Genomic DNA, 21,662 nt, shown 5'->3' on the forward strand with positions numbered 1-21,662 from the left:
TGTCGCAAAACCCACCAGGAACCTCGTTCCCACGCTCTGCGTGGGAATGCATAGCCAACCACAGGAATCGTGTCTGTGGTTCGGTCCTGGCGCTACCACGCAGAGCGTGGGAGCGAGGAGGGTTTTGCGACAACCGCCTTCGCGAGGATGACGGTCGGGGGGTGTTTTGCCCTTTTGCAACACCCTCCTTCTCGGGAATGACGGTAGTATGGGTATCAGAGCTCAGCTGCACTAGCGCTTTTGCGGGTAGCGGGTAGCGGGTAGCGGGTAGCGGGTAGCGGTCTAAACTCTGGCTACTCTGTATCGGAGAGATTGAGCTCCATCATTGAGCCCATCCAGATGGCATGATCCGTGTGATCCCTGATGAAATTACCGGTATCCCCGTGAATGAAAATAGTCAGGCCATTTCTGTTCATGGACAACCAGGGGATCACTTTTCCAAACGCTTCTGGCTTGAATGCCAGCTGGCAACTCCACATTGGATGTGGCCCAACCGGTTTTCTATGAACCCGGCCTACCGTAAGGTCAAAAAAGCTGCCTGCCCCGGCAGCCAGTTTTTCTGCCTGTTCTATGGTTTTTTCATCAAAATAGATATGGGCGTGGTAACCGGTTGGATCAGCCATATGAATACTCCTTTGCCTGATCAGCCTTATTAACGAAAGCTGGTGATTTGCCAGCCGTTTGCTGTTGCGAATTTCTCAAGATCCGGATCTGGATCGATAGCCACCGGGTTGTCGACCCTTTTCAGTAAAGGCAGGTCATTTTTGGAATCACTATAAAAGTAGCAACCTGCCATTGTGTGCTCAGGGTGTTCGTTGAGCCATTCCTGAAGACGGGTCACCTTACCCTGCTGGTAGGTGGGTGTACCAATGACTTTACCGGTATAGCGGTTATCCTGAATTTCCAGGTCAATAGCCAGCAGAGTATCAACCTCAAACTCTTTCGCAATGGGAGCAGTCACAAAGCGATTAGTGGCAGTGATGATCATAATGTGATCACCTTGTTGCCGATGTATCTCGATCTGTTCCCGACCTTTCTTTAAAAGGATTGGCGCTATTTGTTGCTCCATAAACCGGCCATGCCAGGCTTCAAGCTCATCAAGGGTCAATTGCGTCAGTGGCTGCAGGGAGAAATCCAGATACTCCCGGATATCCATAACGCCTTGTTTGTACTGTTCGTAGAAGCGGTTATTGCCTTCCCTGAAGGTTTCAGTCTCCACCAGGCCATTGGCGGCCATAAATTCGCCCCAGAGATCATCGCTGTCACCAGCAATAAGGGTATTGTCCAGATCAAAGATTGCGAGAGCCATTGAGTATCCTTATCAAGGTCGTTTCTTATTGTGAAAATGCCGCCAATCGAGCGCGCACCCATTTTCATGGTTCGGGGTGAGGCCGCATTTCCGGCTCATGGCTGTTCAGGTTTTGCTGGCATAAGCCTGCAGGCTTATCAGCGGTTAATTCTGTTCTATTGCCATGCATTGTGCCAGTTCTGTGAGCATTCAATTCACGGTTTTTTATTATTTTATGTCTGTTGATCCGCCTTGTTCATAAACGGCTGCCATTTCAGGAAAAGCCTGTTTGCTGTGCCCCGTCAGTTTGTGAAACAATGCGTGACAAGAAATAATTTAAGTGGTCACCGAAAAGTGATGGTGTTGGTTCCTGTTGTACCTTGAAGAGTACTTTGAAGAGTACTTTGAAGAATAAATTTCATGGTCTGCTTTGGTTTGGGGCTATGGTTATGTTCTGGGCTGCTGGAGCAATTCCCATTGCTGCATGGTGACTCCTAAGGTAGCCATATACGTGATTGACATCGATGGATTCAGGCCAAATGTAGGCATTATCCTGGCGAATCATCACGGTCAGGTGTTGTGGGCACGGCGAATCAGGCAAGATGCCTGGCAATTTCCCCAGGGTGGAATTAATGACGGGGAAACGCCGGAAGATGCGATGTACAGAGAGCTGTATGAGGAGATTGGTCTTCATCCCGAAGATGTTGAAATCCTTGGTTGTACCCGGGGCTGGCTGCGTTATCGCCTCCCCAGACGGTTAGTCCGCAGGGATCAGCAACCTCTGTGCATTGGGCAAAAGCAGAAATGGTTTTTGCTGCAGCTGCTGAGCAATGATGACCGTATCCGGGTTGACCAGACGGGTTCACCGGAGTTTGATGGTTGGCGTTGGGTGAGTTATTGGTACCCTCTTGGCCAGGTGGTCTCGTTTAAACGGGAAGTGTATCGCAGGGCTTTAAAAGAGCTGGTGCCCAGGATTGGGAAGTTGCAGGCAAATGACGAATAGCGGGGAATGCTATTTTCAGCTATCTGTCATTTTCTATATATTAAGGACGGACATTACAAGACAATATAATTTGCCATGAATTGTTATTGTACTGTTAAAGTAGTTGGAGTAAGTAATATCAGACCGGGTATGTAATAGACATGCTAAACACCCTGCGCAATATCGTACAGGAAGTCAGTTCTGCCTCCGATCTTCAGACGGCACTGCAGGTTATTGTGCAGCGGGTTCGTGGAGCGATGAAAACAGAGGTATGCTCAGTCTATCTTTATGATACCGAGAGTACTTCTTATACCCTCATGGCTTCGGAGGGGCTTAACCCCTCTGCTGTCGGGCAGGTTACTCTTTCTCATTCAGAAGGTCTGGTGGGTCAGGTTGGGCTTCGTGAAGAGCCCATCAATCTTGAAGATGCCGCTTCACACCCCAAATATCATTACATCCGTGAAACCGGTGAAGAGCGCCTGACCTCTTTTCTGGGGGTTCCTATTATCCATCACCGGAACACTCTGGGCGTTCTGGTGGTACAACAGATTGAACAACGACGCTTTGATGAGCATGAAGAAGCCTTCCTGATCACCATGTCTGCTCAATTGGCCGGTGTTATTGCTCATGCTCAGGCAATCGGTTCAATCAATAATCTTGCCACTCCTTCCAATAAAACCAGAATAGCCCGATTCCAGGGCAGTGCCGGTGCAACGGGTGTTGCTATTGGTGATGCGGTAGTGATTATGCCTCCCGCTGATCTCAGTGCTGTTCCTGATCGAATCTGTAAGGATATTGAAAAAGAACTCAAGCTTCTGGACAGTGCGCTGTCCGCAGTGCGTGAGGAGATGAAGGACACTGCTGAACGGCTGTCTGACCGACTGCCGGCAGAAGAGCAGGCCCTGTTTGATGTCTATCTGAGGATGCTGGATGACCATGCCCTTGGGCAGGAGATCCAGAACAGAATTCACGGTGGCTCGTGGGCCCAGGGTGCCCTGAGGCAAGTGATTGAAGAACATGTCCGTAACTTTGAAATGATGGATGACCATTATCTCCGGGAACGGGCGGCGGATGTCAGGGATCTTGGGCGGCGGGTGCTCTCTTACCTTCAGCAGGGCGAGCATGCCCGGATTGAGTATCCTGAGAAGACCATTCTGATCAGTGAAGAACTCTCGCCGGTTATGCTGGGAGAGGTTCCGCAAGAGTCACTGGCCGGGCTGGTGTCCATGCAAGGTTCCAGTAACTCTCATGTCGCCATCCTTGCCCGTGCTTTGGGGGTTCCCACGGTGATGGGCGTTGTCGACCTGCCGTCTCATAAGCTGTCGGGCAAAAAACTGATTGTGGATGGTAATCTTGGTCTTGTATATTCCACTCCCGCTCAGGAATTGCTGGATTATTACACCGAGGTTCTCGAAGAAGAGAACCAGTTCAGTAAAGGGTTGGAGGCCATCAGGGATCTTCCCTGTGAGACCACCGATAACTACCGGATTCCCCTTTGGGTCAACACCGGCCTGATGACCGATACGATTCGCTCTCTCGACCGGGGAGCCGAAGGTGTCGGGCTTTATCGGACAGAAGTGCCTTTTATGGTTCGGGATCGTTTTCCCAGTGAGTCCGAACAGGAAAAGATCTACCGTTATCAGCTTGAAGCCTTTGCACCCAGACCCGTCACCATGAGAACGCTGGATATCGGCGGTGATAAGTCCCTCAGCTATTTTCCCATAAAAGAAGATAACCCGTTCCTTGGCTGGCGAGGCATCCGGGTGACCCTTGATCATCCGGAAATATTTCTGGTGCAGGTAAGGGCCATGCTGAAAGCCAGTGTCGGGCTGGATAATCTGCGGATTATGTTACCCATGATTTGCAGCATTTTTGAAGTAGAGGAAGCGCAGCACCTGATCCATCGGGCTCATGCAGAAGTGCTGGCAGAAGGCTTTCCGGTGTCCATGCCGCCGGTGGGGGTGATGGTGGAAGTTCCTGCCGCTGTTTACATGGTCAAAGACCTGTCTCAACGGGTAGACTTTCTTTCCATCGGCTCTAATGATCTGATTCAATACCTGCTGGCTGTGGATCGCAATAATCCACGGGTATCGGATCTCTATCACTCATTTCATCCGGCCGTACTGCACGCCTTGCAAAAGGTGGTTGATGATGCCCATAAAGAGGGCAAGATGGTCAGTATCTGTGGTGAGATGGCGGGTGATCCGGCGGCAGCGGTGCTACTGATGGCGATGGGCTTTGATATGCTCTCTATGAGTGCCGTTAACCTTCTGAAGGTAAAATGGGTTTTGCGCCGGATCAGTATGGAACAGGCGAAAAAGATATTGTCAGATTTAATGAAGCACGACAATGCCCAGGTTATTCGAAGCTCACTGGAACTTGCCCTGTGTAAAGAAGGCATGGGGAAGGTTCTGGGGATAAAAAGCCGCCGTTTCTAGCCCACCGTTAATCTCATTCAGCAGGAACACCCAGCAGTTCCAGAGAGACCTGCTTTGACGGGTTCTGCCGCTGTTTAAATTTATAAAACACCATGACTTTTTCTATGGGGCTCTGCTGGGAAGTAATGAGTGGCACTGTTTGTGAGTAATCTTCCCCGTCTTCACCATTTTTGCTGCTTTTAAGGGTTTTTTGCAGGTTTACGTGAAAGACATCGCCTTTGACCAGGTAAACTCTGGCCTGGTGCAAAATGGCAGCACCATGGGAGATATGAAAGCGAAGTTTGCTGAATGATTCTTCAGTCTTGGGGTAAATCGTTAAGTTATTCTCGCTAACCCTTGCTGTAGCCGAGCCAAGCTCCACCCAGTTTTCCTGAGTAAGGGCATCATTGGCCAGAACCTGGGTGGATAGCAGGGATACACATAACAGCAATGCAGGGCAAATACGGACAAGCATGGATAAGCCTCAGATCAAAAGGTGCAGATTCTGGTGGGGAAGTGGCGTTGTCGAAAGTACCAACCCTCCGTCATTCCCTCCCTCCTTCGAGGTTGTCGCAAAAGGTCTTAAATGCCAGTTACTACCACTGCCGTCTTTCCCGCGAAGGCGGGAATCCATCTCGAGGGTGGGAGTTTATCTCGAGCAGTGGATCCCCGCCTGCGCGGGGATGACGGTTGGGTGTTAATTCTCCCTTTTGCGACAGCCTCCTTCGCAGGGATGACGATGGTATATTCTTAATTACAGCTTTCCTGGAAGAAACAGCCGTTTTGGACACTTTCCTAGCTTAGTTGATCTGGTTGCATTATGTGGATCTTGTGAAGCTGACGCTCACCAGTGACGCCTTCCGGTAAATAGCCCTGCTCAACCCACTGAAGTTGGTTCCGGTTATCCATAATCAATACACTGGTATTTCGGGTACCGTAATCTTTGCTGGCAATAAAGCAGCTGGAAAGTCGTTTCTCTGCATCCTTACTGATACCGGTATCCGGTAATTGTTCTTCCGGGGGCTGATAACTGTCCCCCATCAGCTCAATGAGCTGGCTGCTATCCGGTGGTATTGATTGCGTAATCGCTGCTGAAAAATTATCCCGTGCTCTCAACAGTTTTGGCCATGGGGTATTCAGCAGGTGGTTGCTCAGGCCATATGTGCCAGCAGGCAGAGGGGATAATTGGGTATCTTTTGTGCGGTTGGTGAAGTAGTAAAGACCCGTTGCGTCCATAACCAGCAGGTTGAATCCTGACCATTGATCAGCCTCTTGTGCAAGAGAATGCGCAAGAGCAGAAAGATACTCGGGCGCTGGCTGGGAACCGGTTACAAAGTTATAGACCAGCTCTCCCCTGGATCGCAGTCCTGAAGGAGCGGGTACTTCCCGATAGTTGGTAACAGCGGCAAAGCGACCATTTTTATTGATGGCCATCCAGCTACCGCCAGCTTCAAGATCTCTGCCACCAAACACATTGGGGAAGTCTTCCCAGAAACCGGCAGACTGTGTCGAGCGGTGATAAAATTCGTCACGATTGGCGGCGAGAATAAATGGGTACTGGTTGTCTGGTTGCCAGGAGAAAACAATAAGGCACATGTGGTTTATATTCTTGTGGTTTCTATGAGGTCTTACGAGAAACAAACTACCATCCATTCAGTTAAAAAGCATGAGGGAAATAATAATGAGCCGTCTGAAAGTAGCAGTGGTCCAGCTTTGTTCGGGGCTGGATGTTTCTGAGAATCTGACTGAAATTGAGCGCCAGCTAATGGCTCTTCACCCGCTGAAGGCTTTTCACCCGCTGAAGGCTTTTCACCCGCTGAAGGCTTTTCACCCGCTGAAGGCTTTTCACCCGCTGAAGGCTTTTCACCCGCTGAAGGCTTTTCACCCGCTGAAGGCTCATCAACAAAACAACATAGACATTGTTGTACTGCCAGAGTGCTTTGCCATGGTGGGTGGTTCGCAGGCTTCCCTGGCTTTGCAAGCGGATGAGGTGATGAGTTGGATGGCAGCGATAGCAAAAGAATTTGGCTGCTGGCTGATTGGTGGTGTTTTACCGGTCAATGCTAACAGCGATGGTCGTAGCCATGCGGCCTGTTTTGTTTATAACCCTGAGGGAGAAGAAGTTGCCTGTTACCACAAAATGCATCTGTTTGATGTAAATGTGTCTGATAGTAAGGGGCAGTACCGGGAGTCTGATGATTTTATTCCGGGTGACAGACCTGAGCTGGTAGACATTGGGCCGGCAAAAATAGGGTTGTCTATTTGTTATGACCTCCGTTTTCCCGAGCTATATCGTTACCTGGTGAATCAGGGCGCAACCATTCTGACAGTGCCGTCAGCCTTTACCAAAGTGACCGGTGCCGCCCACTGGGAGCCACTGCTCAGGGCAAGGGCCATCGAAAACCAGTGCTATGTGTTGGCCGCTAATCAGGGGGGAACACACCCGGATGGCAGGCAAACCTGGGGACACAGTATGATCATTTCTCCCTGGGGAGACATTCTTGCAGAAGCCCCTGCACAAGGGACTGCGGTGATTGTGGCAGAGCTTAACCTGGAGGAACTGGCTGAGGTTCGCCGGAAAATGCCCTGTCATAATCACCGCCGGATATAAAGACCACCAGAAATCATTGGCGGGGATACCGCGGGTTTTTCCGGAGAACTATTCCGGCTTTTATTTTCCGGACAGTCCCCAAGGGCCAACCCCGAAGGCCTCAGTTACATAACCATCTACGTGGTTTAGCTTTGTGCGAGGTGCTATCTTTGCCAGTGTCTGGTGTGTTTCTTTAGCTTTCTGGTTCAGCCTATCTATTGAACTTTTAATGATATTCAGCTCTTTAACGATGTTTGAATGTTGCGCATCATCCTGGCATCGTGCCAGCACTCGTAACTTTTCATTATATTCGCTGTCCAGTGATAATCTTGTCTTAGATATTCCGGCAAAGAATGGGTGGTCACAAACTTCCTGAATGGAATAGCGTTTTTCCGGATCTACTTCAAGCATATTGGTAATCAGTGATTTGGCACCCTCATCCAGATATGGTGATGGATCAATAGATTTTCTATATTCTTCGATCATGGGTAGGTATTGATCCAGAGGAAAATATTTTTCTGCAGAGATTAGCTGCCTCAGGGGATGGGTGCAGGTAAGCATGGTTGCAATAAAAATACCGAGAGAGAAAATGTCAGCTTTGCAGGTATGCGCTTTATTCTTGTTAAGCCTTTCTGGTGCATAAGACGCCATACTACCAATCTTACAGTAAAACTTATTTTGAGTATTTTCCTCAGCTACTCCGAAATCAATCAAAGATACTGCGCCTGACCCTGGTTGAATAACGAGGTTTTCAATTCTGATATCATTGTGTACAATTCCCCGTTTATGCATATCAAGAATCTGGCAGCAGTATTCATATAAAAAAAACTTTGTCAATTCTGTGTTTGTGTTTAAATTTCTATCAATGTTTGAATTTATAAAATCACAGCAGTCTATGCCAGCATCATCCATCAGAGCATAATGATTTCCGTGAGAATCTACTGTGGATTCATGACATTTAGCCGGTAAATTTAATGAATCGAGTATTTTGAACTCCATGTCAATGTTGTTTTCCCTGCCTATGTATTTCTGTTTTTTCACAAAATAATGTTTGTGGAATTTTCTGCCATCGTGATCAAAATCTCCCTTTAAGGGAATAAGAGAAGGCTTGAAATAGTAAACATTGCTAAAAGGTCCTGAATGTATTTCGGTTATTAAATTAGATAACCATGTTTTTATCACTTTATCTATTTCAAACCCATTTTGTTGTTTGTGGTTGAGGTAAGTAAAGGCTATCTTGATAATTTCTTCTGATTGGGTAAACGATACAGCTGTACATGTTTTTTGATTTTCCAATAATAAATGGCTGAGGTTGTTATCTGAAAGCAAATCGACTAAGTCGTCGTGATAACTTGAACAGCATTGATCAAAAAAATATTCCATTCTTTCTCTGATTTCTGACGTTAACTCGACTGACAACTGGTTTTGACCGTGGTCAAAGAGAGAAAATATATTATTGAGTTGGTCATTGACGTTTTTAAACAACTGAGACAAAGATTCACATAAAGCATGATGCTCCCGGATGATCATTTCTTTTGACACTGTTTGTGCAGCAGTGCATTTTAATTCAGTAATGGTTTTTTGCAGGTTGTGGAAAAAGTCTGTGTGTCTTTTATTAATATCTTTTGGCAGTTCTGCAAATAGTTGATCAATATTTTTTTTCAGTTTTTGGCTGTCAAAAAACAAATCAAGTGTTGGGGGTGATGTGATTGTCAAATATTCAGTCACTGTTTGTTTTATTTTTTCTGACAGCGCGCGGATATTGCGATGAGTTTTAGGGGCGGGTTCAGGATGTTTATCGTCCAGGCCGATTTCGCCTGTTATTGAATCTTTGCATTCTCTGACCTTAAGGCCATGAAATAAATGATTGTCTGTTGTTGTCTCTGTTGTTGTGTCTGTTGTTGTGTCTGTTGTTGTGTCTGTTGTTGTGTCTGTTGTTGTGTCTGTTGTTGTGTCTGTTGGCTTAGCAAATTTTAATTGAGGATGCGCCGGAATATCAGTTCTTGTTTCCATTTATATTCTACCTTTTTGTGCATCAGGTCGGTTGTTGATTTACGGATGAGTCAACCATTATGAACCTCCATTACATTTTGTTGGTCTGACGCATTTCTTTCAGCCTGTTAAAGGATTGGTTTACCGCACGCACTGCGATCAGGGAATCCTTTAGCCTACAAAAGTGCAAATGGAGTAGAGGGTCGAGAAAATAAGTTGATTAGGTCTGTTTAGTACATATGTGTAATTTTTACAAGTTTGATCCGGAAGGATTTGAGTGTTTAGAGGTTTTTTGTTAAAAATGATTGCGGATGAAAACTTACTTAAATAAATCGTCAGCTAACCCGGGAGTCAGTCAGATGAATAACTTCCGGACTTATTGTGACGTTATTATTCTGAAGAAGGCTTGTTGGTAATCACCGCAAGGGCCTCCAGCAGGCGATCCTGAGCATTCCGCCGCCGCTGCCCGCGAACCGGTTTGTTCTTTTCATAATGACCATCACTCTGTAATTGCCAGCTGCGGGTATTGTCGGTCAGGTAGTGATCCAACTCTTTTTTCACCCGGGCGGCAAGCTTTGGGTCTTCAATAGGGAAGCAGGTTTCAATTCGCATATCCAGATTACGAATCATGGCATCAGCGCTGGAGCAGTAGACCAGGGCATCCGCATCACCATTTTCGAAATAGTAAACACGGGTATGTTCCAGAAAGCGGCCAACAATGGAGCGAACCCGAATATTTTCTGAGAGTCCTGCGATACCCGGTCTCAAACAGCAGATGCCTCGCACAATCAGCTCAACCTCAACCCCGGCCTGGGATGCCTTGAACAGGGCTTTGATAATGTTTGACTCAGTAAGGGAGTTGATTTTGATGATAACGCGGGCGGGTTTGCCCTCTTTGGCATTGGCTGCTTCCTGATTAATCAGGTCGATAAGGCCTTTCTTCAGGGTGAATGGCGCATGGAACAGTTTACGAACCCGAACTGCACGGCCCATACCGGTTAATTGCTGGAATATTTTATGAACGTCGTTAGCCAGCACCTTGTCACAGGTCAGCAGGCTGTAATCGGTATAGAGACGGGCATTGGCGGTGTGATAATTGCCGGTGCCCAGATGGACATAGCGTTGAATCTGTCGTCCTTCCCGACGAACAATCAGCATCATTTTTGCGTGGGTTTTATAACCCACCACGCCGTATACCACCACGGCTCCTGCTTCCTGCAGGCGAGCGGCCAGGGCGAGGTTTTCTTCTTCATCAAAGCGGGCACGAATTTCCACCACAACCGTGACTTCTTTACCCTGCCTGGCCGATTCTACCAGGGCGTCGACCATTTCTGAGCGAGCACCGGTACGATAGAGTGTCTGGCGAATAGCCAGTACGTTCGGGTCTTTTGCTGCCTGACGGAGCATATCAACCACGGGCGTAAATGACTCAAAGGGATGGTGCAGCAGAATATCCTGCTTGGCCACCAGATCCAGTACATTGTTACTGTGCTTGCGCTTGCTGTGCAGTCCTTTGGGATAACCCGGCGTAAAGGGAGGAAACACCAGCTCAGGTTTATCATTGGTGTCACAGATAGATATCATCCGGGTCAGGTTAACCGGCCCGTTCACCTGATAAACATCATCGCCCTTGAGTCCGAACTCTTTTAACAGGAAATCCACCAATGGTTGCGGGCAGTTATCCGCCACTTCCAGTCGCACGGCTTTACCGTAGCGGCGGGAGAGTAGCTCACCCTGTAACGCTTTGGCCAGATCTTCCACTTCATCTTCCAGATCCAGGTCGCTGTTACGGGTCAGCCGGAACTGATAGCAGCCTTTGATATCCATGCCGGGAAACAGGTCGCTGACATGACGGTGAATAATTGATGAGAGGAAGACGTAATCATTTTTCCGACCATCACAAACGTCGTCAGGCAGTTTAATAATGCGGGGCAGAGACCGTGGTGCAGGAATAATCGCCATACCGGTATCTCGCCCGAAAGCATCCTTTCCTTCCAGTGAAACAATAAAGCAGAGCAGTTTGTTGGCCAGTCGAGGGAATGGGTGAGCAGGATCCAACCCAATAGGGCTGATGATGGGCATTATTTCGTGGTAGAAGAAGCGCTTGATCCAGGCCTGTTGTTTTTCTGACAGCTCATTGCGCCGTAAAAAGCGAATCCCATCTTTTCTGAGGGATGGCAAAAGGGTGTCATTGAGTATTTTATATTGCAGGTCTACGTATTCTTTCGCCTTCTGGGCGATCTCTTTCAATACCTGTTGTGGACCCATGCCATCCAGGCCTACCTGCTCACGGGAGAAGTCCACCTGCTGCATCAGGCCCGCAACCCGGATTTCGAAAAACTCATCCATGTTGGAACTGAAAATCAGCAGGAAGCGGAAACGTTCCAGTAATGGATACTCATCATTGAGCGCCTGCTGAAGAACCCGAAAGTTAAAGGCCAGATGACTGAGTTCACGGTTAATGTAGTAATCGGAGTTCTGGTAGTCACTTACCTTGGGAGCCTTGCTGGGCGTCGGCTCAGGGAGTTCGGATGGTTGGTCCTGGGTGTCCTGAACATCCGGGGTGTCCTGAACATCCGACTGTTGGGGATTATCCATATGACCTCTTATTCGGCAAAAAATAGCGACGCAAACGCTGCATGGTGACCGGGTTCTGGTATTTGATCCATGGTGTATTCATGGCTCGTTAAGCAGGCAACTCTCTAAGCGGTAATAACATAGGCAGGGAGAATGTCGCTTTATTATTTTAATTCTATCAGAATTATGCAGTGCCACTTTCATATAGATGTGATTTATCGAACTTACGGGACGATAAGGAATCTTTAAATATATGCCTCATTTGGAAACAGCCATTATTTTTGGACAATTCCCGGGATTAATGATTGTAATCCGGGGGCACCCTGAATCTCATATTTATTCTGGATAACTGTCCTTGTCCTTGTCCTATGTGGTTCCGTGCTCAGAACTTTAATGAGGTCAGTGCGCCGATTTTCGGAAGTTATATTACAAAAACCCCAGTATTTCTGGGTGACAGGGCTCAACCACGTACTTTCCCCCTGCCAGCATTCCACTCTGTGACAGCTGTTTTTATCTATTTTTGTTTTTGCACACAGAACTGTGCCATTGGAGGTGAAAAAGATTTTTTCGGTAGCTGCGGTGATCTTAGTCTCACGATTCAGTAATGCCAGAGTTTTGGAGAGCTCTTCGGCAAAGCTCAAGTTTTTTGTGGCGTGAGCGGGTTTGCATCCGGTAAGCGTTATGCGCGGAGTCTGGTTGTCAATACAATGGTCGTTCAGCAGGTTGTTTAGCCGGAACGCAAAATCACCACCGGACATTTTGGCCATCAAAGGACCATGACCATCAATGATGAGTTTACTGTTACTTGTGAGCTTTTTCGTAGTCTTGATCAGGTGATCATCCTCTGAAGGATTTTGTACAGACCATAAATGGAGGTCAGCTTTGTAGTTTGGTGGGTATAGGAATAGGGTATGTTCTAATCGTTTCTTGTCATCCATGATGGAAATAAAGGCGACATGGTCATACCTTCCATATTTTTCATCAAAGCAATGTTCGTTTCTATTTGCATACAGGGAGCGTATTTCCTCTTTGTTATTGGTAGGGGCGGCTTTTTTTATCTTCTCCCAGAAGGCTTCATCAACCTGTTTTCCAGTTTTTAAGTCCTGTTGCACGGTTGCTGCTGATTGCTTTCTTCTCGCAGCGATTGGGTCAGGTTGTCCTGATTGTCGTGAATATGCGCTTATGGCACGGTGCTTCGGAGTCTTATCGTGACAGGCGGCATTATCGTGACCGAAGAGTTTCTCAGCTATCGTCCGTGTTATGAGTCCCATTTCCATGGCCTTTGCTACGGGGCTGGTTTGATCAATATCCAATTGCCAGACCAGTTCAGAATGCGCTTGACCCAGCGTGACGAAGTGATTGTAGTACCCGGCTCCAATAACCAGACGAAGTAGATTCATCCGGGTATCAGGATCTCGTATTGTCGGGTCTGGTTTAGCCGACAATAGCGTATCTATGGTTATCCAGCCGCGATTATTCTTGAATGCAATCATTACTGGGGTGTGGCCATGTTTATCAATCAGGTTGATCTGTCCCTTGATGCTGACTAAATAGGTAAGGACTTCAAGAGAACCCGATTTTGCTGCCGCCAGATGGATAAGATGCCCATCAATTTCGCTTTTGAGCAGGTTTGGCTTCAAAGAACGGATTTTTTTTTCCACTTCATTCCATTGACCTTGCTTTGCCAGGGTAAAGACTTGCTGTTGAAGTATCAGGTCAGTAGGTGATATCTGATCTTGATAAACAGGTTTCATTCCTATGGCGGTCTGGCTGGCAGAAGGCTGCCGCCGGTGCTGGGGACGTGCTTCCACGACTCTGGCGGTCTGAGTGTCCGTGTGATCTGGACGTTTGATATTGAGAGGCGCAGGGATAAGTTTCTTTCCTTCGCACCGGGTGACCGAAGTTCCACTGGAATGTCTCCCGTGCACTGCAGGGTTTTCGATTTCTTGTGTTAAGCCTGACCCGGGCACATTGCCCGGGTTTCTGGTGTCGATGTTTTGTAGCATTGTTTTTCGATATCAGTAGCTGACCACTTGGCCTCTACGTATTCGATCGAAAAATCAAAAGAAAGTTCCCATTTTCAGGTTTTCAATAATCTTGCCGCATCCTTGGCAAAATACGTCAGGATGGCATCAGCCCCGGCCCGGCGAAAGCACATCAGCGATTCCATCATTACCGCGTCACCATCCAGCCAGCCATTGGCCGCTGCAGCCTTGTGCATGGCGTATTCACCGCTGACCTGATAGGCAAAGACGGGTACTTTGAACTCGTCCTTAACCCGACGAACCACGTCGAGATAAGGCATGCCGGGCTTGACCATCACCATATCAGCACCTTCAGCCAAGTCTGCAGCCACTTCGTGGAGCGCCTCATCACTATTGGCAAAATCCATCTGGAAGCTGAACTTATTGCTTTTGCCCAGATTCCCGGCAGAGCCTACTGCGTCCCTGAATGGGCCATAATAGCTGGACGCATATTTGGCGGAATAGGCGAGAATACGGGTATTAATATGGCCTTCTTCTTCCAGCCTCTGGCGAATGGCACCAATACGGCCATCCATCATGTCAGAGGGGGCAACAATATCCGCGCCGGCTTCAGCGTGAGAGAGTGCCTGTCGTACCAGGGCTTCGACGGTTTCGTCGTTCACCACATAGCCATCTTCATTGGTCAGACCATCAAGACCATGGGAAGTGAACGGGTCCAGGGCTACATCCGTAATAACGCCCAGCTCGGGAAACTGGTTCTTCAGTGCCCTTACCGCACGTTGAGCCAGACCTTCAGGATTCCAGGCCTCTTCTGCCAGGTCTGACTTCTTTTCAGCAGGGGTGACCGGGAACAGGGCAATGGCAGGGATACCCAGCGCTACCAGCTCCGCGGCCTCTTCAAGCAGGAGGTCAATACTCAGTCGCTCAACACCGGGCATGGAAGCAACCGACTGACGCTGCTGATGACCATCCACAATGAACAGGGGGTAAATAAGGTTGTCCACAGACAGTTGATTCTCCCGCATTAAGCGGCGGGAAAAGTCGTTGTACCGCATTCGTCTTGGGCGGGCAGCAGGAAAAGGGCGCTGGATCATACTTATTTATCCTGGTGAGGTGGCATTGAGGTTGTTAAACACAGCCCCGGTTTCTAATTTGACAGTATGGATGGCATTATACGGAAAAGAACTTATGTGTTTTCAGGAATTGTCGTGTCAACAGAATCTCGCTACCGGAAGGCGTTATGAATAAGAAGAAATGGCTTTTGCTGGCCGTGTTTGCCATGGCGATCGGTGCTTTTTACACCCTGGACGGTCAGCAGTATCTCACCCGGGATTTCTTTCAGGGGCTCCTCAAAGATGACCCGACCCTGACGGCAGCCATTTTCTTTACTATTTATGTGGCCATCACCGGATTATCACTGCCGGGTGCGGCGGTGCTGACCGTTCTCGCCGGTGCCGTTTTTGGATTACTTCCGGGGCTTTTACTGGCCTCTTTTGCCAGCACCCTGGGTGCCACACTGGCCTTTCTTTTCTCACGCACCCTGTTAAGGGACTGGGTTGAGCAGAAGTTTTCAGGTTATCTGGACACCATCAACAACGGGGTGAAAAAGGATGGTGCATTTTATCTCGCCACACTCAGGCTGATTCCTGCCGTACCTTTCTTTGTAATAAATCTGGTGATGGGGCTGACTTCCATGCGGGTATGGACGTTCAGCTGGGTGAGTCAGCTGGGCATGTTACCGGGAACCGCTGTTTACGTGAATGCCGGTGTTCAGCTTGGGCTGGTTGAGGAGCTTTCTCTCAAGGGGATTCTGACGCCATCTCTGATCGCCTCTTTTATTCTGTTAGGTTTTTTTCCCTGGATTGCCAGAATACAAATTGAATGGTTGAGGCGCCGTCGCTTGTACAGCCGTTACGGCCGGCCAGAACAGTTTGATAATAACCTGACCGTGATTGGCGCCGGCGCCGCCGGACTGGTGAGCAGTTATATTGCGGCAGCAGTAAAGGCCAGAGTTTCACTGATTGAAAAGCACAAAATGGGTGGCGATTGCCTGAACACCGGTTGCGTTCCCAGTAAGGCGCTGATTCGTTCCGCCAAAATAGCCCATTACCTGAAGCGGGCCGATGAGTTTGGCATTGATAATGTGTCGGGGCAGGTTAACTTCGCCAGAGTAATGGAGAGGGTTCAGGGTGTTATTGGCAAGGTTGAACCCCATGACTCCGTTGAACGTTACTCAGGCCTGGGGGTGAATTGTATCAGCGGTTCTGCACGGCTGATCAGTCCCTGGGAAGTGGAGGTGGATGGCGAAATAATCACTTCCAGAAACATTGTTATTGCCAGTGGCGGCCGTCCTTATGTGCCACCACTGTCAGGTCTTGAGAACATCGAATATTACACATCGGATACGATCTGGGCGCTGCGCAAAAAACCGGAAAAACTGCTGGTTATTGGTGGTGGCCCCATTGGCTGCGAGCTGGCTCAGGCATTCAGCAGGCTGGGTGTGCAGGTGATTCAGATCGATCACGGTACCCGATTATTGCATCGCGAGGATGAAGACGTTTCTCAGCTGGTGATGGAGCAGTTTGTTCGTGAGGGGATTGATTTACGACTCAAGCATGAAGCCAGAGCCTTTCAGAAAGTATTGGAACCGTATACCGGAGAAGAGCGTCAGTTTCTGGAAGCGGGCTTTAAAGGCCAGAAGGTTGAGATCGATTTTGATGTGGTCCTTTTTGCTACGGGCCGCAAAGCCAATACTGAAAACCTGGGGCTGGAGGCGCTGGGTATTGAGTTGACTGACCGGGGAACCATTGACGTTAATGACTATATGCAAACCCGTTACCCCAATATCTATGCCTGTGGTGATGTTGCCGGGCCTTACCAGTTTACCCATATTGCAGCCCATCAGGCCTGGTATTGTGCGGTGAATGCCTTGTTTGGTCGTTTTAAAAAGTTCAAGGTGGATTACTCAGTGATTCCCTGGTGTACCTTCACGGATCCTGAAGTTGCCCGGGTCGGCCTGAATGAACAGGAAGCCCGGGAACAGGGTATTGCCTGTGAAGTCACCAAATATGATATTGAAGACCTTGACCGTGCCATTGCTGACGAAGAGGCCCGGGGCTTTGTGAAAGTGCTGACGGTCCCCGGTAAGGATAAAATCCTGGGGGTCACCATTGTTGGATACCATGCAGGAGAACTGATCACCGAATATATCAGCGCTATGAAACACGGTCTGGGCCTGAACAAAATACTGGGCACTATCCATATCTACCCAACATTGAGCGAAGCCAATAAGTACGCTGCGGGAGAGTGGAAGAAAGCTCATGCTCCCCGGGGCGTATTATCCCTTGTGGAAAAATATCACGCATGGATGCGCCATTGACTATTCTTAATGGGTCATAGCAAACATAAGGATGTTGAATGAGCGACCCGGACCCCTCTGATGGTTACCCGATAGAAAGCCCAATAACAAGAAGCCCGAAGTTAGAACCGGCCACCGTCAGCGACGATAAGAAGATTATCAAAGAGTTGAAAAAAATCCTTAAAAATCGAAGTGTTATATTGACCGAGCCATTTTCTCAGCCTTCTGCCGTACAAGGATGCCTCACAACCAACAATAAAAGCCTTCGAACGAAAATCAAAAATTTCCTGCCAATTGCTGTCTACAAGATGGTTTCCCGTCTTAAGCCAATTCATCAACAGAAAAAACTTGGAACGATGATCGCACTGGTGCTGCAGAAGAATCAGGACGCCTGGCAGCGGTTGGGCGAATGCAGGGCTGAGGGTGCTGATGACCGGGAATTACGAAAGTTACAGCTGGATTGTGAACAGTCGCAGCTCTGGCTGGACCTCCTGGAGGGGCGTGGACAATCTAATGTGACAGCGGATCGTGCCCGAATTGTTGACTGCCTGAAAGCCTGTGTTGCTGCTGAAGCCTCTGATGAGTTTCAGCAGGCTGATGAAGCTTATCTTGAGGCTAATCATCATCTAAAGTTGTCGATCATCCATGAAAATGACCTGAAAATCGAACTGCAGACTCCCAAAGCTTCTTCTCCCATGGCGAGTGAGCTTAAGCAGTTTGAGAAGATGCTGGTGGATGAAGCGTCAGCTCTGGAGGCATATCGCCTTTACGGACAGAGCCAGCAACTATGAGCCTGTTACTTTCGCAGTGTCGCTCTCCCGGTAACTTTCAAGTTTACCGATACCGCTGATAATTAGCACGATAAACGACACCGAACCAGTGATTACAACAAGCTGTCAGGTCAGGCAGCAAATTTAACCATATACCGTTGGATACAAAGATAGTTGCGCCCGTCAGGGTAAAGCGGATGGCTTCAATTAATAACAATCCGATGTATTTTTCCAGTAACCAGCCTATACCCATCAGGTTGAGTGTCAGAACAGCAGTCCAGAGTGCATTGAAAACATACGGCGTACTGTGATTAGTGGCCATGAAAACAGGGGAGCCAGTACGAGAATGGCAAACTGAATCACAGAGTAAATTTTCAGGCCACTGCCGGTGTCAGGATTATAGTTCTCTTAGGCGTGAATATCGGGCATTTTCATTGGGCTGGCAACATCCGCTGGTCGATAGCCAGTACGTTTGAACCAGAGTGTTAATTTATCCTTCCAGTTCTTTGTCTTAACAGCGTCCCTGAATATTTCAGTATTAAAGATGGAAATTAGCCCAGACCGGGTTCCAGCTTCGCAATGGTTTCAGGGTGCCGTAGCGGTAGGTTAATGCCTGATTATAGTTTTTATGGGCTTATTTTTATCATGTTTTATTATATAAAAAATAGAAATCAAATGAACTTTATCAGTATTACTATTGTCTCTTAGATGAAAGTGAAATCTATAACAACAGTGCCTAAATTGTGACGTACTGATTTATCCTGATTCTATGAGAAACTTCAATGACGACTTCCCCTTCTCCATCCCCTGAAGCATCAAATGTCAATAAATTTTTCCTCAACCTGGATAGCGGGCATAAGGCTCAGGGAACCGGTGGTGCAGGCAATTCATCAAAATCGCCAGAAAAGCTAGCCAAAAAGTGTTTTTCCCGTACTCATACAGTTTCTGAAAGCGCGAGCGGTACCTCGAGTCAGGATCCAACTAAAAGCATAAGCGAAAGGCGTCAATTAAGAGCCAGGAGATTGAGCCTTAACCTGAATGTCACTAAATCACAAAAAAGTGAAAAAGATCAAATGGTTGAAGATATTGGATGGAAATTGTCAGCTAAGGCCTGTCTGGCAGTAGGAGAGCCAGTGGCCGTGGAGGGGGGGGCAGGGTTGCATATGCTCTATCAGGTTGACCGGGAAAATAAAGCAGTGCCTGATCAGGCTTCAGTAGCGAACGCTACCGGTATCACCGGCACTTCCGAAAAACAGAAATTATTTGTTCATTCCATGTATTTGGCTGAGAGGACAGAAACAAATGACCAAACCTGGGCCGCTGAATTCTGGGAGCTGGTTTTTCAGCAGGATGTTACGAAAGTCATTGCCTTAGCACAATTTGGCATGCATCCATCCTACATGATGGCTTCTGCTGGCAGTTATCAGGATGCCAGTATAAAGGCTGGTGATAAGCGAAAATTTACCAATAATTACCAGATTGAAATCCAGGATATTAATCCCATTGAGCCATTAATAGAGTCACAGGAAGTGAAAGTCCTGCTAACAAACAATGCTGGAAAAACAAAAACCGTTCTTGTTGATCAGATATATTGCTGGAGCGACTCTTTCCCCCTGGAGAATCCTGAGACTACTGTAGCAATTGTCGGGAGGATTTCTGGAGGTAATATCCAGATACACTGCGAGGGAGGCAGGCATCGGAGCCCGTCTTTGGCCGTGATGCACCAACTTTCAAATACAACAGGTTTAACAAAAGACAATGTTGTTGCAACGATTGTCAGACTTGTTCACCATATTCGATGTCAGCGGCATGAGCCCCGGTGTATAGAAAAAAATGCCTTAAAAACGATTGTTGATTTTGCCCTGAAAATTACAGGGATTTTAACCAGTGAGGTTATAAGAAAGTGTGAGTCAGCCGGACCTTTGATTATGGAGCCCTTCGCAGAAAGCAAAAAACTGCGTATCGAAAGTCCTATCGGTACTGTTTCAGAGGAATACGTTTATATGTGAGCATATCGCGCCCAAAAAACTGACTGATGTGCTGTCCGGAACCGTTGACTATTGTCTGAAGATTTCTATGGCACAGGCTCCGAACTTTTGTTGTCAACGCTTTATTTCTTAGAGGAGCAGTTTCAGTAGTAACCCTTCTTCCAGCAGCGCTCTTCTCACCAGTGTAAAACCTCCATACCATGGGCTCTCATAAAGCTTTGAATAAACGACTTTTGTTTCAAGATTCTCATTTACTGAAACCGTTTGTGTTTTGAGGCAGTGTTTGATCACCGGATGAATGATGTTGGATGCTTCGCAGATCTCTCCTGCAAGAACAACCCGGTCCGGGCGGAGCAAATTGACACTCATGGCGATGGCCCTGCCAAGATTGCCTGCTGCTTCTTTCAGCAGATCAGTTGCCAGCTGATCACCTTCATTAGCCGCGTCACAAATCGCCGTAATATCAGCTTTTTTTGTCAGGCTTTTGTTTAAAAGACTGGGAACGCCGGATTCAAGCAGTTTATGGCAGCGTTTCTCGATGGCCGGATTACAAACCAGTGTTTCCAGACAACCAAAGTTGCCGCAGTAGCAGCGTTCTCCCAGGGGATCGATCTGAATATGGCCAAGCTCACCAACGGCCAAAGTACTGCCTTCATAAAGCTTGCCATCCAGAATCATGCCCGCCCCCACACCATTGTGGACACTGACAAACAGGCTGTTCTTAAATCCCCGGCTGACACCAAAGTTGTACTCCGCCAACGCCATGGATGAAATGAAGTTGTTGATAAAGCAAGGGATGCCGAGCGCCTCAGAAACCTGCTCTGCCAGAGGCAGGTTGCTCACTGAGAGGTGAGGCATATAGCTAATGACACCTTTGGCGGAATTGACCAGTCCCGGAGTGGTAACCCCTACTCCAGCCAGGCAACGGATATGCTTTTTATGGGCTTTAAGAAACTTTCTGAGTGTTGCTATCAGTTGTTCGGTAAATTCAACCTGATTCAGTGGCTGGATAGGTTCAGAGTATTTGGCCAGCAGTTTTCCAGAGAGGTCACATAGACCCAGATGCAGCTTGGTACGTCCGGCTCGTGCGGCCAGAATCTGTATCTTTTCCTGGGCTGGTGCTAATGAAGTGGCTCGCCGACCCCGTTCGGATGCTTGCTGTTCCTGTTCAACGATCAGACCTGCTTCTATCAGCTGCCGGGTAATACGGGTAACGCTACCGGCAGCCAGACGACACTGTCTGGCAATCTGAATTCTGGAAATGGAGCCATGATCAACAATAGCCTTGTAGACCGCAGAAATGTTCCGCTCTTTTACGAAATCCAGATTGGCAATTACAGTAGTCATTAATCCTCGTTCCCACGCTCCGAGACTGTCGCGAAAATAGCACAAGCACTGGAACCACGAAGGACACTAAGGCCACGAAGCAATCTTTCAAAAACCTTAGTGCTCTTCGTGTTCTTCGTGGTTCCAAAAAACTCTTATTGTTCCCATGCGGAGCATGGGAGTCAGGGTCATTAGCTGAACTTCAGTTCACCACCGCTGACCGTGCCGTGCATTTTGAAGCTATCATCAAAAATAGCAATATTGGCAAATTGACCTACAGCAATACTGCCCATCTCATTATCTGCATGGATGGCACGGGCGGCATTGACCCTGTCTCTTATACACATCTGACGCTGCCGACGAAAGATACACGGTGTAGATCTCGGTGG

Annotated in this window: 16 protein-coding genes and 1 pseudogene; 6 read left to right on the forward strand and 11 right to left on the reverse strand. The window is 47.9% G+C overall.

Translation table 11 applies throughout. The features are described 5' to 3' along the window. Positions 1-293: 293 nt before the first annotated feature. Entirely contained in the window at positions 294-623 is a 330-nt protein-coding gene (locus RM811_RS16050) for a DOPA 4,5-dioxygenase family protein (RefSeq protein WP_402526272.1), read from the reverse strand. 29 nt (positions 624-652) lie between these two features. Next, positions 653-1,309: an HAD family hydrolase gene (locus RM811_RS16055; protein ID WP_402526275.1), complete on the reverse strand. Its 657-nt coding sequence runs from the start codon at positions 1,307-1,309 to the stop codon at positions 653-655. A 490-nt stretch (positions 1,310-1,799) separates the two neighbouring features. Between RM811_RS16055 and rppH the strand changes: the two genes are divergently transcribed. After that, positions 1,800-2,291, forward strand: coding sequence for an RNA pyrophosphohydrolase (gene rppH, locus RM811_RS16060; RefSeq protein ID WP_402526277.1), 492 nt, complete (start codon positions 1,800-1,802; stop codon positions 2,289-2,291). A gap of 140 nt (positions 2,292-2,431) precedes the next feature. Beyond that, positions 2,432-4,708 carry a phosphoenolpyruvate--protein phosphotransferase gene (gene ptsP / locus RM811_RS16065; protein WP_402526279.1) on the forward strand — a complete coding sequence of 759 codons (2,277 nt, stop codon included), beginning with the start codon at positions 2,432-2,434 and terminating at the stop codon, positions 4,706-4,708. A 13-nt stretch (positions 4,709-4,721) separates the two neighbouring features. On the opposite strand, the gene RM811_RS16070 is transcribed toward ptsP, so the two are convergent. Beyond that, positions 4,722-5,162, reverse strand: a complete 441-nt coding sequence (locus tag RM811_RS16070; RefSeq protein ID WP_402526282.1) for a hypothetical protein — start codon at positions 5,160-5,162, stop codon at positions 4,722-4,724. A 320-nt stretch (positions 5,163-5,482) separates the two neighbouring features. Beyond that, positions 5,483-6,283 carry an NRDE family protein gene (locus RM811_RS16075; RefSeq protein ID WP_402526284.1) on the reverse strand — a complete coding sequence of 267 codons (801 nt, stop codon included), beginning with the start codon at positions 6,281-6,283 and terminating at the stop codon, positions 5,483-5,485. Positions 6,284-6,368: 85 nt separating this feature from the next. Between RM811_RS16075 and RM811_RS16080 the strand changes: the two genes are divergently transcribed. Then, positions 6,369-7,298 carry a carbon-nitrogen hydrolase family protein gene (locus RM811_RS16080; protein ID WP_402526287.1) on the forward strand — a complete coding sequence of 310 codons (930 nt, stop codon included), beginning with the start codon at positions 6,369-6,371 and terminating at the stop codon, positions 7,296-7,298. A gap of 60 nt (positions 7,299-7,358) precedes the next feature. Here the strand turns inward: RM811_RS16080 and RM811_RS16085 are convergent, their stop codons facing one another. From RM811_RS16085 to hemB, 4 genes are all read right to left on the reverse strand, one after another. Next, on the reverse strand, positions 7,359-9,290 hold the full coding sequence (locus RM811_RS16085) for a protein kinase domain-containing protein (RefSeq protein WP_402526289.1): 1,932 nt from the start codon (positions 9,288-9,290) through the stop codon (positions 7,359-7,361). Between the two features lie 369 nt (positions 9,291-9,659). Continuing rightward, complete coding sequence (ppk1, locus tag RM811_RS16090) at positions 9,660-11,867, reverse strand: polyphosphate kinase 1 (protein WP_402526292.1); 2,208 nt, start codon at positions 11,865-11,867, stop codon at positions 9,660-9,662. 254 nt (positions 11,868-12,121) lie between these two features. Continuing rightward, a complete protein-coding gene (locus RM811_RS16095; protein WP_402526294.1) occupies positions 12,122-13,657 on the reverse strand; it encodes a hypothetical protein in 1,536 nt (511 codons plus the stop codon). Between the two features lie 269 nt (positions 13,658-13,926). Beyond that, positions 13,927-14,925, reverse strand: coding sequence for a porphobilinogen synthase (gene hemB / locus RM811_RS16100; protein WP_402526297.1), 999 nt, complete (start codon positions 14,923-14,925; stop codon positions 13,927-13,929). Between the two features lie 146 nt (positions 14,926-15,071). On the opposite strand from hemB, the gene RM811_RS16105 reads away from it, so the two are divergent. Then, a complete protein-coding gene (locus RM811_RS16105) occupies positions 15,072-17,210 on the forward strand; it encodes an FAD-dependent oxidoreductase (RefSeq protein ID WP_402526299.1) in 2,139 nt (712 codons plus the stop codon). Between the two features lie 38 nt (positions 17,211-17,248). Beyond that, positions 17,249-17,980: a hypothetical protein gene (locus RM811_RS16110; RefSeq protein WP_402526302.1), complete on the forward strand. Its 732-nt coding sequence runs from the start codon at positions 17,249-17,251 to the stop codon at positions 17,978-17,980. A 43-nt stretch (positions 17,981-18,023) separates the two neighbouring features. Here RM811_RS16110 and RM811_RS16115 read toward each other — a convergent pair whose 3' ends face one another. After that, positions 18,024-18,281: a hypothetical protein gene (locus tag RM811_RS16115; protein WP_402526304.1), complete on the reverse strand. Its 258-nt coding sequence runs from the start codon at positions 18,279-18,281 to the stop codon at positions 18,024-18,026. Between the two features lie 460 nt (positions 18,282-18,741). On the opposite strand from RM811_RS16115, the gene RM811_RS16120 reads away from it, so the two are divergent. Continuing rightward, entirely contained in the window at positions 18,742-19,968 is a 1,227-nt protein-coding gene (locus RM811_RS16120; protein WP_402526307.1) for a protein-tyrosine phosphatase family protein, read from the forward strand. 108 nt (positions 19,969-20,076) lie between these two features. On the opposite strand, the gene RM811_RS16125 is transcribed toward RM811_RS16120, so the two are convergent. Together RM811_RS16125 and RM811_RS16130 are read right to left on the reverse strand one after the other, a co-directional pair. Then, positions 20,077-21,294, reverse strand: coding sequence for an ROK family protein (locus RM811_RS16125; protein WP_402526310.1), 1,218 nt, complete (start codon positions 21,292-21,294; stop codon positions 20,077-20,079). 170 nt (positions 21,295-21,464) lie between these two features. Beyond that, positions 21,465-21,662, reverse strand: a pseudogene (locus RM811_RS16130) (hypothetical protein); the annotation flags it as partial.

It is taken from the genome of Endozoicomonas sp., assembly GCF_031844845.1.
Classification (GTDB): domain Bacteria; phylum Pseudomonadota; class Gammaproteobacteria; order Pseudomonadales; family Endozoicomonadaceae; genus Endozoicomonas.